Consider the following 14,400-nt stretch of genomic DNA (forward strand, 5'->3'; position numbering starts at 1 on the left):
AGTATAATAATTATTCTTATTGGCTAAGTAAATGTTGTACTTTAGTTAATCCGTGTGCCAAATGATCGATATCTTCTTTATTTGTATACATAGCTAACGATGCGCGGCACATACCTGGTACTTTAAAATAATTCATAGTAGGTATCGCACAATGATGTCCTGTTCGTATAGCGATACCGTATTGATTTAATAACATTCCGATGTCGTATGAATGATATGTACCTATATTAAAGGCAATAATGCTACTTTGTATACTTCTTGGCCCGTATAATATTAATTCTGGAATTTTTTGTAATATATTTATAGCGTAATGTATTAGTTGGTCTTCGTAAGTATAAATATTGTCAATGCCTATTGCTTTAATATATGCTATGGCATTATTTAATCCTATAATACCACCAATGTTAGGAGAACCTGATTCAAATTTCCAAGGAGACTCTATAAACGTAACATCTTGAATTAGACTTACATTTTGAACTATGCCCCCTCCTACTATCCATGGGGGCATTTTTTGAAGTAATTCTTTTTTTCCGTACATGATACCAATACCAGAAGGTCCATATATTTTATGTCCAGAAAATACATAAAAATCACAATCTAATTTTTGTACATCTACTGGTTGGTGTGCAATGCCTTGCGCACCATCTATTAGTATTAAAGCGTCGCTTTTCTTTCTCACTATATTAATTATTTCTGTTAACGGGTTGATTGTTCCTAAAACATTAGATATATGTGATATTGATAAGAGTTGAGTACGATGATCTATAAGTTTCGATAAGCTGGATATATCCAATGTCCCGTTAGGAGTTAATGGTATATAACGTAATGTTATTTTTTTGTTTTTTGCTAATATTTGCCATGGAATGATATTGGAGTGGTGTTCCATTTCACTTAAAATAATATTATCTCCGTAATTTGTAAAATTATGACCCCAACTATTGGCAATTAAGTTAATAGCTTCAGTAGTATTTTTAACAAAAACAATTTCTTCTTTGGATGCATTAATAAAATTAGCTATATGTAAGCGTGCTATTTCCATTTGATCAGTTGATTCGGTGCTTAACGTATGAATACCTCGATGAACAGCAGCATATTCATTGCGATAATAATGAGCTTGCGCGTCTATAACAATATTAGGTTTCTGCGCAGCTGCAGCGTTATCAAGATAGATAAGAGGATGTTGATTTATAATGCGACTTAATATAGGAAAATCTGATCTAATTTTTTCTATAGGATATTTTGTTGTCATGTTGTTACCCTTGATAAAGATTTGTTCATTCTTGTCAAAACGGTATCTTTTACTATAGCATTCTCAATTGATCCTATAATCTCAACAGAAAAAGCGTAAATAAGCATTTTTAATGCATCTTTTTTTAGAATACCTCGTGTACTTAGATAAAATAGATGTTCAGCATCAATTTGCCCTATTGTTGATCCATGGCTGCATTTTACATCATCGGAGTAAATTTCAAGTTTAGGGGTACTATTAATGTTTGCATCTTGGTGCAACAGTAAGTTGTTGTTTGTCATTTTTCCGTCAGTTTTCATAGAATTTGGATTTACTTTTATTAATCCATTAAACACACCAGTGCTGCAATCACATGCAATTATTTTATGTAATTGTCTGCTTATAGCGTATTCTTGATTATTATGTTCTAAATAAGTTCGTATATCTCCAATATCTTGTTTTGATAGCAAAATTAAGCTATTTAGTGACAAAGATGCTCCTGATTCATTGATTTGTGCGCTAGTTTGATGACATGTAAGTTTAGGACCAAGAATAACAAAGATATTACTGTCTACATTTGCATACTGTCCTACATTAATATCATTATGTGCTATATGATAACTTTCACGATTTTCAAATACTAATTTAATGTGGTGTAATTTAGCGTTATTTCCTATTTTCATGGATAGACGTGCACCACTAAAATGTGCGTTTTTATTTACATTAATAAAATGTTCTATAATACAGGTACTGGAATGGGATCCGATTTCGAGATAGTGATAATAATGTGATGTAATTAATTGATTTTTTTCATTAGATCCTTCATTAATATATAGCAAATATAGCGGTTTTTTTGTTATTTTTTGTGCAGGTAAAGTTATATGTATTGTTGCGTCACTTAGGCATTCAGTTAAATATAAAAACATTTCTGGTTGAATTGGGTTAGATAATTCATAACGATTGGGATTACGATTGATTTTAATTATCCATGGATCAATATTTTTATCACTTAATTCGGGTGAAAATTTACCGTTGACAAATATTAGACGATAGGAATCTATAGAAAGTCCTAGTTTTTTGTATTGAAATTCATTAAATTCAACATTTTTGGAAAAGGTGAAATTGTAGGTTAATAATTCTTCAAGCGAAGTATATTTCCAATGATCACTTTTGAGATCTGGTAATCCGAGCGTTTTAATGTGGTTCCAATGTTTATGTATTATACTTGAATTATTACTATTTTTTTGTTTAAATAATTGGTACCATTCATTTAGTACTCTATTTTTGTTATCAAGATAACCAGCCATAGCCTTTTTCCTCAAGCTTTTTGACTAAATCGATATTGCCGGATCTTATGATATGACCCTTGTGTAGTACATGAACATAATCTGGTTTAATGTATTCTAAAATTCTTTGGTAATGCGTGATGATGATAAATGAACGTTTTTTATTGCTTAACATATTAAGACCGTTATAAACAATTTTTACCGCGTCTATATCTAAACCAGAATCCGTTTCATCAAGAATACATAGTAATGGTTCTAGTATTATCATTTGAAGGATATCATTGCGTTTTTTTTCACCTCCAGAAAATCCAACGTTTACTGATCTAGTTAAAAGATCAGAGGGCATTTTTAATAATTTCATTTTTTTTTGAACAAGTTGGATAAAATCAAATCGATCAATAAGAGATTGGTTCCGATATTTCCGTATGGCATTAACAGCACTGTGTAAAAATAATTGATTGCTAATTCCTGGGATATCTACTGGATGCTGGAATGCTACAAAAATTCCTTCACCGGCACGTTCTTCTGGTTTTAGAAGTAATAAATTTTTATTTTTAAATAAAATTTCCCCATCAGTAACAACATAATCTTGTTGACCAGATAATGTAGCAGATAATGTGCTTTTTCCGGATCCATTAGGTCCCATAATAATATGTATTTCACCTGGATTAATTTCTAGATTTAGTTTTTTCAGAATAGATATATCTTTTACACTGACATTCAAATTTTTTATTGATAGCATTGTGATTTCTCCTTTTTGAATGACTATGTTGTATGATACTTAAAATAAAAATTTTATCCAACACTGTGTTCTAGAGTGATTGCCAGCAATTTTTGTGCTTCTATAGAAAATTCTAAAGGTAATTTAGAAAATATATCTTTACAAAATCCATTTACAATCATGGAGATTGCATCATCTTCATTAATACCTCGTTGTCTACAATAAAACAGTTGATTATCGCTGATTCGTGAAGTTGTAGCTTCGTGTTCTAGTTGTGTACTATTATTATTTGATTCGATTATTGGAAATGTATGAGAACCGCATTGTTTACCTATCAACATTGAATCGCATTGTGTAAAATTACGTGCATTTGAAGCAGTTTTTGCAATTTTTACTAATCCTCGATAAGTATTTTGACTATTTCCAAGAGCAATTCCTTTTGAAATAATGGTTGAATGTGTATTTTTTCCAATATGAATCATTTTTGTTCCGGTATCTGCTTGTTGTATACCATTAGTAATAGCAACGGAAAAAAATTCTCCAATAGAATTATTTCCTTTTAAGATTACACTTGGATATTTCCAAGTAATGGCGGAACCAGACTCAGATTGAGTCCAAGACATTTTAGAATTTTCTCCAGCGCATAATGCTCGTTTAGTAACGAAGTTTAAGATCCCACCTTGAGAACGTTGATTACCAGAAAACCAGTTTTGTACTGTTGAATATTTTACTTGGGCGTCTTTTAGTACGATAACTTCTACAACTGCCGCATGAAGTTGATGACTGTTGTGTATTGGAGCTGAACATCCCTCAATGTAACTAACATAACTACCTGTATCGGCAATTAAAATAGTGCGTTCGAATTGTCCAGTTTTTTTAGAATTCATACGAAAGTAAGTTGATAATTCCATAGGACAACGTACATTTTTGGGAATATATACGAACGTACCATCAGATACAACTGCAGCATTGAGTGCAGCAAAAAAATTATCTTTAAAAGATACTACAGTTCCTAAGTATTGACGTACTAAATCTGGATAGTCACGAATGGCGTCGTAAAATGAGCAAAAAATAATGCCTTTTTTTAGTAAAGTAGTACGAAATGTAGTAGATACAGAAACTGAATCAAAAATAGCGTCAACTGCTACATTTCCTTTTTCATGTATTGGTATACCTAGTTTATTAAAGGTTTTCTTTACTTCTTTGGTCAAGTATTTTGATTTATTTAAAAGAGGATTTGCATTTTTTTGTGTTTTTTGATTTTTTTTATTTTCGACACATGCTGGAGCAGAAAAATAACTATATGCATTATAGTCAATTTTTTGATAATGTCCTTTTAACCAATGCGGTTCTTTCATATTAGACCAGGCATGATAACCTGCAAGTCTAAATTCTAACATCCATTTTGGTTCTGATCTTTTTTTTGAAATAGCATATACTACATTTTCGTTAATACCTTGTTTGAGTTCTTCATTGTTTAATGTAGTAAAAAAACCTTCTTTATAATATGAATCGTTATTTTTGGTTAAGCTTTTATTAGTATCGTTGTATATGTTAAAGTTATTGTGTATCATGATAATACCTGTCTTTAAATCCCAAAACTTTCACCGCATCCACAAGAATATTGAGCTTGAGGATTATTAAATTTGAACATATGATTTAATCCTTCTTCTACATAATCTAATTCAGTTCCATCGATAAATGGCATTATATCCAATGGTATAAATAATTTAGCTCCATCACGTTCAAAAATTAGGTTATTATCATTTAATGATACAACTTTAGACATAATATATGTAAACCCCGCGCACCCTGATTTTTTTATGGTTATTTTTAATCCTAATATATCAGGATCTTTATTTTTTACATGAAGAATTTGCCGTACTGCTGCATCAGTTAAGGTTAGACCACTCCAGGAAACATGGTTTTTAACTATATAACGTGTATTTTGTTTGATGTTATTTTTCATTATAAATTACCTTTTAAATTTACTATGTAATATTTTTATTATTTTTTGTATTAGATATTTATAATCGTAAAATATTTTCATATATTATATGATTTATTTATATACTGTATTATGTCATCATATAACATAATTTTTATAAACAGCATAGATTTAATTTTTTAATTAGTGTTTTAAATCAATTTTTATACTTTCGAACAGTAAATATAATTCGTTTTAGAGATCATATTATTATATATACGAGTATATATAATAATATGATCTCTTTTGTAAGATCAATGAAGTTATATTGTATATAATTTTATTATAATCAGTAGATATGAACATATCTAATCATATTAAAAAATTAATAAATATATTAGTTAATAATGAAGATCAACATAAAAACTAATAATAAATTATGATATATTCTTAATTAACCAATCAGAAGCTTCTAATAATTCTTTTTTATGTTGAGGCCAGTTTTTTATCCATTGTTTGCAACAATATGAAATACTTTTAGTATTATATGTGATACCTATTAGTTTTTTTTCTAACATTTCTAAAGGATCTGGCTCTAAACAATCGGTAAAAATATGACAGCAATCAATTATTCCATGTTTTATATTAAAATGTAATGTTACATTGCCCCAATCAAAATGGGTGTCTAGTTGATGTGTAAATATAGGAGTATTGCCAAAATTCCAGTTCCAATCACGTTGTTTGTTGAATTGATCAGAAAATCCTGGCATATGATAAAAATTATCTATAGAGAATATTTCTGGTGTTGCTCTCATTTTGTAATGCTCGAAAAATGCCTCTGTTAATCCTTGACATACTTCTTCATGATTAATATCAGGTTTTAATTTATTTAAATTAGCAACACGAGATCGAATAGAGGTAATTCCTTTAGTCTCCAATTTTTTAAGATCTGGATTAAGATAATAAGTAAGCTTGGCAATATCGACATTTAAGAGTAATGTCCCGTGATGAAATTGACATCCAGGTTTTTCACGATATGCAGAACCACTAATTTTACGTTCTCCTTTTGTTGTATTGATGACAAGATCATTTCTTCCAGAGAAGATAGCTTTAATTCCAATACGATTCAATCCATTTAAAACTATATTGGTGGATAAGTTTTTGTCATAATGTTCCTGAGTGGATATAAAAGTAAAACAAGTATTACCTAAGTCATGAAATACAGCGCCACCTCCACTACTTCTTCTAGCTAATTTGATTCCATCTCGTTCCATACGGCGAGTGTTACATTCTTTCCATGCATTTTGAGCGCGTCCTATTACCACTGTGTTTTGATTTCTCCATAAAAATAGTATAGATTGTTTTTTAGATATGTTTTTAAACATATATTCTTCGAGTGATAAATTAAACCATGGATCATAAGAGTTAGATAACAATAATCTTAAATAACACATAAATCTTCCTTCATCAGGGTTTAATATTTGATATATGAATTTTTTGTATGTCTATATGCATAGATGTAAATAGAGTACTATATTATTATTAATAATAGTAAATTCTTTAGATTATTTTTTATTGAATGATTAGTATTGGAATAACTTTATATACGTTTTTTAATTTTTTATAAATTTAATATGTTTACTTAAATAGTTCACATGAAACTTTTTGTTAAAAATTGTGTAATTGAAAAATTAGAATACTTATGCTTATTTTTTATAAAATTTATTTAAAATAATTTTTAGTTTATTTTATGTATTTACTGTTCTGTTGGTAATATTTAATAGGATTTATGTAATTACAAGATGATATTTGCTCTTATCTTAAGGTGCCATGAAAACGTTTTATTAAAATTGTTGAGCATTTATTAACAATATCAGAAATTTCTTCTTCTTTTAAAGTATGGGTTTTACTTTGTAAAAATAGTTTAATAGTAAAACTTTTAAAACCTTTTGGTATACCTTGTCCTTTATAGACATCAGATAACTTGATTTCAACTAATTGATCTTGATGAGCAATTTTTTTACATTCAGTAATAACAGATTCTGCAGAAATATTGTCCGGTACTATTATAGAAATATCACGGTAATTTTTTGGAAATTTAGAAACGGTAGTAATTTTAGATAATGTGGGTCGAGAAATCATATTCCATGACAATTCAAATACTAGTGTGTGTAATCGTAAATTTAATTTCGCTTGTATAGCAGGATGAATCATCCCAATATATCCAATACATACATTATTTAAATAAATCGCTGCGCTTTGTCCAGAATGTAGCGCGGGATGTGTATATTTTTTAAATTTTACATAACTTAATTTATTGGTTATATTTAGTAGTGATTCTACATCTCCTTTTATATCGTAAAAATCTACTGGATGTTCTGTTAAATCCCAATGTTCATTAAATCTAAAACCAGATCGTATTCCAGCTATCATAAAATTTTGATATACTTGGTTTTCAGCAGTTTTTTTTGGGATAAAGCACATACCGCTTTCAAATAATTTAACTTGTTTTTGTTGTCTATTTTGATTATAAACCACTGATTTGATTAATCCAGGCCATAAAGATAGCCTCATAGTAGACATATCTAATGTAATTGGATTTTTTAAAATTAATGGATCTTGTTGTGGGTGCAATAATTTTTGAATGTTAGGATTTACGAAACTATATGTTATTATTTCTTGATAACCACGATCTATTAATAGATTTTTTATCCTTGATAATGATATAGTTGAGGTAGGGTTATAATTTGTTATTAATTTCGTAGGAATAAAAATATTAGGGATATTGTTGTATCCATTAATACGTATTATTTCTGCAATTAAATTTTCTTCTATAGAAATATCAAAACGCCAAGTTGGCGTTAGTACTTTCCAAGTCTTATTTAAAAATTCAGTTTTAAAGCCAAGTCGTGTTAGAATATGTGTGATTTCTTTATCCAGGATATTGAACCCAAGAATTTTGTTTAATTTGGTACGATTTAATATAATATTGGTTGGTTTCGGTAATATATCATTATTTATTATGCTTATTATTGGACCGGGATAACCGCCACAGATTTTTAATAATAATGATGTAACGCGATCTAAAGCTAATTTAGATATGCTTGGATCAACTCCTCTTGCATAACGAAAGGAAAAAAGATCGTGCATATGATATAATTTAGATTGACTTGCGATAGTAGATGGTTTAAAAAAAGCAGATTGTAACATGATGTGACAGGTGTTGGAGCAAATGCAATATTGATTAGGAATAGTTATTCCAGCTATTGATAATGGTTTTTTGAAATCAGAGATTACTATTGTATTGGGAAATAATTTTAAATTATTGTTATTAGAGAGACTTAATGTTTCTCCGATTTGTGAGAACCGTATGCGTATTATGTTACCTTCAATTTTTTCATAATCAATAATATAAACTGGATGTCCCAGTTCTAGTAATACATAATTAGCAATATCAGTTACTACATTTACTGAACAGATTCCACAACGGCGTAGTTTTTCTGTTATCCATAAGGGTGTAGGAACAGTAATATGAATGTTTTTTAAAATTCTTCCTAGAAATTGTGGACATGCATCAGGAACTTCAATAGAAATTGGAATGGTTTCATTAATTGTTGGTGTAATTGAATTTATTTTTATTTTTTTTAATTTGAGGTGATTGATAGCTGCTATTTCTCTGGAAATTCCGATGATATTAAGACAATCTCCTCTATTAGGAGTAACATTTATTTCAAAGATATTATCATTAAGGTGTAAATAATTATAGAAGTCTTGCCCAATAGGCGCATCAGTAGGTAATTCTATTATACCTACTGCGTGATGCATTATTCCTAATGCTGAAAAAGTACATAGCATTCCTTCTGATTGTTGTCCTCGTATAATAGTTAGTTTAACTTTATGTCCATTTGGTAATATTGATCCTACATTAGCAATCACTGTTCGAATATTTTCACGACAATTAGCAGCATCACAAACAATATTCAATAATTTATTACTACCGTCGTTTACTTTTGTTATCCATACATTATTGAAGTTTGGATGTATTTTACATTCTACGATTTCACCAATAACTACTCCATAAAAAATATTAGAAACAGGCTTTACTTCATTAACCTTAAATCCAGCCATAGTCAATTGATTAACTAATTTGATGCTACTAATAGATGGGTTTGTCCATTCTCGTATCCACATCTCACTAAATTTCATTATAACATCTCTACATTATTGAAATTGATTAAGAAATTGTAAATCATTTTTAAAAAAAATACGTATATCGTTGATATTGTAAAGCAACATTGTTAGTCGTTCTACTCCTATTCCGAAAGCGAATCCTGAAAACTTTTTTGTATTAATATTTGCTTGGTGTAAAATCTTAGGATGTATCATACCACATCCTAATAGTTCTAACCAATTTCCTGTTTTTTGATCTATTACATCTATTTCTGCAGATGGTTCTGTAAATGGGAAATAAGATGGTCTGAAACGTAAAGAAATTTTTTTTCCAAAAAAATTATATAAAAAGTCATATAATATTTTTTTTAGGTGACATAAATTAATGTTATAATCTATCATTAAACCTTCCATTTGATGGAACATAGGTGTGTGATTTTGATCATAATCTTTACGATATACTCGTCCAAAAGAAATGATCCGAATCGGAGGACTTGTGTTAGCCATAGTACGTATTTGAATACCAGAAGTATGTGTGCGAAGTAATCGTTTTTCATCAAACCAAAAGGTGTCGTGTTCGTCTCGGGAAGGGTGGTATATGGGAATATTTAGCGCATCAAAATTAAAATAATCATCGTCAATTTCTGGTCCGTGTGTTATAGAAAATCCTAAAGCGTTAAAAAAAAGCTTCATACGTTTTATGGTACTTGTTATTGGGTGATGTGTGCCTATATCTGATAAACGTCCTGGTAAAGTGACATCTAGCGTATCAGTAGTTAAGGTTTTTCTTATATTTTTTGATTTTAAAATATTTTGTCGTTCAATGAATAATGTATATATATCTTTTTTTGCTTGATTAATAGCTGTACCTAATTTAGGTCGTACATCTAATGAATAATTATTAAGAGTTTTAATTTGTTGATTTAAGTATCCCTTTTTACCTAAAAATTTAATACGTATTAATTCTAAAGTATTTATGCTATTAGATTGTATTATGGCTGATTGTGCTTCCATAACTAGTTTATGTATAAGATCTAATGACATATATAAATCCTTGTGCTATAATTAGCTGTGTATATGCGTTATTTATAATTAAATTTAATTAACATTATGTAACACATGATTGTGTATAAATAGGAATTTGAAGAAATTATATATATATATATAATTATTTATTCATGCTAGTTTTATTTGGATTATTCAAAAAAAACTACTACTACTACTACTATTACTGAATGGAATAGTAAAAATTTATAATGTTTAGTTAAATTGCATTTATACTGTAATAAAATACAGATGATTATAAATCAATTTTTTGCCTTGTCGACTAAAACAGAAAATGTTTCTTTATCGTAAATAGCTATATCAGCAAGCATTTTTCTGTTAATATAAACATTAGATTTGTGCAATCCATTTATTAAATAATTATAAGAAATACCACATGCTCGCGATGCAGCATTGATGCGATTAATCCATAATCTACGAAACAAACGTTTCTTCTGGCGACGATCCCGATAAGAATATTGTCCAGATTTTATTACTGATTGATAGGCAACACGATAAGTACGAGATCTAGCGCCATAGTAACCTGATGCTTGTTTTAATATTTTTTTATGGCGAGCACGTGCCACTACACTATTTTTGACTCGTGTCATATGTATTATTCTCCTAATAATGCAAACGGATGTGGCATGATATTTAAAATAATTTTAATAATAAGTCAAATTAGATTATTCTATATATATGGTAAGCATCTCATAATCGTAGTTAGATAAATTTTAGGGAGTATAGATTTTTGACGTAAATGGCGTTTATGTTTGGTAGATTTTTTAGTTAAAATATGTCGCATATGAGCGTGTTTATATTTATATTTTCCCAAAGCTGTTATTTTAAATCGTTTACTAGCTGCTTGAAGTGTTTTAATTTTAGGCATAAATCAGTCTCGATAGTTCTTTTTTAAACTGTATGTTTTTAAAACGCTATAATATGTAAATAATATAATTATTATTCAGTTTTTTGATTTTAGTGGCCTATTATTTTTTTTTTGGATTTAAAATCATGGTCATTTGACGTCCTTCAATTTTATTGGATAAAAATTCTACTGTTGTTAATTCATTTAATTCATTGCGTATACGGTGTAACATTTTTGTACCGAGTTGATGGTGAATTAATTCACCTCCTCTAAAGCGCAAAGTTATCTTTACTTTGTCTCCTTCGTTAATAAATTTAATTAAATTACGTAATTTAATTTGATAATCTCCTTCATCGGTAGCTGGTCTGAATTTTATTTCTTTAACATGAATCACCTTTTGCTTTTTCTTTTGTTCTTTTGTAGATTTATTTTTTTCATACAGAAACTTACCATAGTTCATAATTCTACATACAGGTGGATCAGAATTAGGACTGACTTCAACTAAATCAAGACCAATATCTTCAGATTGCTTAAGTGCTTCATGTAAACTAACTACGCCAATTTGTTTTCCGTCTACTCCAGTTAGACGGACCTTGTGAGCATTAATTTCTCTATTGATACGATTCAATCGTATTGATTGTATTTTTTTTCCTGATTTAATAATATGTTATTCCTCCATTTGATGAAAACTATAATTGTTAATTTCATATAGTAATTTTTTTATAAATACATCAATATTATAGTTATTTAACTTTTTACCACGATAAGTACGTATGGCTACTGTATTTTGATTTATTTCTTTATTACCACAAATCAGCATATAAGGTACACGTTGTAAAGTATAATAGCGAATTTTAAATCCTATTTTTTCATTTCTCAAGTCTACTTTTGTTCTTATTTTTTTATTTATTAGTTTTTTTTCTATAATAGAAACATATTCAGATTGTTGATTAGTGACATTAATCAGGACAACTTGTATTGGGGCTAACCATGTCGGAAAAAATCCTGCATATTCTTCTGTAATTAAACCAATAAATCGTTCCATGGAACCAAGGATCGCTCTGTGAATTATTACGGGAGCTACGCGATTATTCTTATGGTCTATATAGCGTGCATTTAGTAAATTTGGTAAAGAAAAATCTAGCTGTATTGTACCACATTGCCAAGTTCTATCAAAAGAATCGAGTAAAATAAATTCTATTTTAGGACCATAAAATGCACCATCATTAGGTTGATATTGAAATGAGATATTATTATTCTGAAGTGCAGTAGATAAATATTGTTCTGCTGTATCCCATATTGAATCTGTTCCAATCCGTTTTTTTGGACGAGTGGATAGTTTTACTAAAATTGTTTTAAATCCGAATATATTATATACATCATACATCATTTTAATACAGTGGTTTAATTCATCGAATATTTGTGTTTTTGCGCAGAAAATGTGGCCGTCATCTTGGGTGAATTCTCGTGTTCTTAATAATCCATGTAAAGATCCAGATGGTTCATTTCTGTGGCAATTTCCAAATTCAGCAATACGATAAGGCAAATCTTTATAAGATCTAATGTCTTGATTAAAAATTTGAATATGTCCTGGACAATTCATTGGTTTAACGCAATACTCATGATTTTCTGAAGAAGTAGTAAATATGTGTTCATGATAATTATCCCAATGGCCAGTTTTTTTCCATAACGCTTGATCAATCATAATAGGACTTTTAACTTCTTGGTATTTATATATTTTAAGTTGTGTTCGTATAATTTTTTTTAATTCTTGTAATAAAATCCATCCATTTTCATGCCAAAATATCATGCCGGAAGCTTCTTTTTGTATGTGATATAAGTGTAATTGTTTAGCAAGGTTACGGTGATCATGTTTTTTAGGATTTTGTAATGTATTATATTTTGACATTTCAAATTGCTGTTTGTTAGCCCAAGTAAAACCATAAATACGTTGTAGTTTTTTATTTTTACTATTTCCACGCCAATAAGATGTAGAAATCTTATATAATTTAAAATTTCTACAAAAACTAATATTAGGTACATGTGGTCCGCGACACATATCTATATATTTTTTATGATAATATAATTTAATATGTTCAGTTGGATTAATATGCTCATTGAGCAAAGAGACTTTGTATGTTTCTCCAAGGGATAAGAAAATTTTTTTGGCTTGCATCCAAGTAACGCTTTTTTTTATGATATTGTAATTCTTATTAGCAAGAAGAATCATGTGTTTTTCTAGAGTTATTAAGTCGTTATTAGTAAGACGATAATCAAGATCTATATCATAATAAAATTCTGTGTTTATTACTGAACCAAGCGCCATTTTGGTTACGGGCCATAACTGTTTTATAGCATACCCTAATAAATGTGCGCAAGAATGGCGAATTATATTTAATCCTATATTGTCTTCTGCATTGATAAATTCTAATGTTGAATCGTGATATATTAAATCTGTAATATCAATAATTTTTCCATTTACTCGTGCAGCTATACAATTTTTAGATAATGTCGAATCCGTATCTTTAGCAATTTGTAAAGGAGATACTGGATGATTATATTGATATTTATTTCCGTTATTTGAAATGATTACAAGCATTGATGATTCCCGTATATTGTTAATATCTTATACGTGTTTTATCGTATAAGATATTAAATTTTTAAGTTTATTTTTTAATTTTTTCATCGTATATCATTTTATAATGTAGAATCATCAAGTATCACGCACCTTATCATATTTTTATTTTATTTTATATATAAGCGATATCTATTATGAGTTAAATAATTGAAAATCTTACATAAGATTGTAATTATCGTTGATAATTGTAATAAGTTTATTATTTATTTTGATATAAAACTAAACAATTCTAGCATATTATTATATTGTGTAAGAAGTATAAATGTGAAAATTATATTCAATTTAATTAATATGGTTTTTATTTTATAATATCCGATATTCGGATAAATATTCGGTTAAATTATTTTTATGTTATATTAAGTAGTTATTATTAAGTGGCATTGTAATTATTTGTGCAATAAATTTATTTAAAATAATTTTTATGATTTTTATTATTTTGAGGGTGTAGGGATTGTTTTTTTATCTAAATCAGTTTCAATTTTAATAATTGATTATTAATTAAATTTAATTTTTAAAGT

The 14,400-nt window shown here is 28.5% G+C and carries 12 protein-coding genes; all 12 read right to left on the reverse strand.

All coding sequences use genetic code 11. The annotated features are described in order from the left end of the window. Positions 1-16 precede the first annotated feature (16 nt). The 12 genes from VOI34_RS02025 to thrS all read right to left on the reverse strand — a co-directional run bounded on the left by VOI34_RS02025 (position 17) and on the right by thrS (position 13,843). Positions 17-1,249 (reverse strand): SufS family cysteine desulfurase, encoded by a 1,233-nt coding sequence (locus tag VOI34_RS02025; protein ID WP_331828209.1) that lies wholly within the window; start codon positions 1,247-1,249, stop codon positions 17-19. Further along, entirely contained in the window at positions 1,246-2,535 is a 1,290-nt protein-coding gene (gene sufD / locus VOI34_RS02030) for a Fe-S cluster assembly protein SufD (RefSeq protein ID WP_331828210.1), read from the reverse strand. Before sufD ends, VOI34_RS02025 begins: the two co-directional genes overlap by 4 nt. Continuing rightward, on the reverse strand, positions 2,519-3,256 hold the full coding sequence (gene sufC / locus VOI34_RS02035) for a Fe-S cluster assembly ATPase SufC (protein ID WP_331828211.1): 738 nt from the start codon (positions 3,254-3,256) through the stop codon (positions 2,519-2,521). The genes sufD and sufC overlap by 17 nt, the downstream gene beginning before the upstream one ends. Positions 3,257-3,309: 53 nt before the next feature. Further along, positions 3,310-4,788 (reverse strand): Fe-S cluster assembly protein SufB, encoded by a 1,479-nt coding sequence (sufB, locus tag VOI34_RS02040; RefSeq protein WP_443092754.1) that lies wholly within the window; start codon positions 4,786-4,788, stop codon positions 3,310-3,312. 35 nt (positions 4,789-4,823) lie between these two features. Next, complete coding sequence (gene sufA / locus VOI34_RS02045) at positions 4,824-5,204, reverse strand: Fe-S cluster assembly scaffold SufA (RefSeq protein WP_331828213.1); 381 nt, start codon at positions 5,202-5,204, stop codon at positions 4,824-4,826. A gap of 395 nt (positions 5,205-5,599) precedes the next feature. Then, complete coding sequence (locus tag VOI34_RS02050; RefSeq protein ID WP_331828214.1) at positions 5,600-6,616, reverse strand: lipoate--protein ligase; 1,017 nt, start codon at positions 6,614-6,616, stop codon at positions 5,600-5,602. A gap of 361 nt (positions 6,617-6,977) precedes the next feature. Beyond that, entirely contained in the window at positions 6,978-9,368 is a 2,391-nt protein-coding gene (pheT, locus tag VOI34_RS02055; RefSeq protein WP_331828215.1) for a phenylalanine--tRNA ligase subunit beta, read from the reverse strand. A 15-nt stretch (positions 9,369-9,383) separates the two neighbouring features. Then, positions 9,384-10,376, reverse strand: a complete 993-nt coding sequence (gene pheS, locus VOI34_RS02060) for a phenylalanine--tRNA ligase subunit alpha (protein ID WP_331828216.1) — start codon at positions 10,374-10,376, stop codon at positions 9,384-9,386. A 263-nt stretch (positions 10,377-10,639) separates the two neighbouring features. Further along, entirely contained in the window at positions 10,640-10,987 is a 348-nt protein-coding gene (gene rplT, locus VOI34_RS02065; RefSeq protein ID WP_331828217.1) for a 50S ribosomal protein L20, read from the reverse strand. A gap of 80 nt (positions 10,988-11,067) precedes the next feature. Continuing rightward, positions 11,068-11,265 (reverse strand): 50S ribosomal protein L35, encoded by a 198-nt coding sequence (gene rpmI, locus VOI34_RS02070; RefSeq protein WP_331828218.1) that lies wholly within the window; start codon positions 11,263-11,265, stop codon positions 11,068-11,070. Positions 11,266-11,365: 100 nt separating this feature from the next. Continuing rightward, complete coding sequence (gene infC, locus VOI34_RS02075; protein WP_331828730.1) at positions 11,366-11,905, reverse strand: translation initiation factor IF-3; 540 nt, start codon at positions 11,903-11,905, stop codon at positions 11,366-11,368. Positions 11,906-11,911: 6 nt separating this feature from the next. Further along, positions 11,912-13,843, reverse strand: a complete 1,932-nt coding sequence (thrS, locus tag VOI34_RS02080) for a threonine--tRNA ligase (RefSeq protein ID WP_331828219.1) — start codon at positions 13,841-13,843, stop codon at positions 11,912-11,914. Positions 13,844-14,400: the final 557 nt, after the last annotated feature.

Source organism: Candidatus Blochmannia sp. SNP, from assembly GCF_036549215.1.
GTDB lineage: Bacteria > Pseudomonadota > Gammaproteobacteria > Enterobacterales > Enterobacteriaceae > Blochmanniella.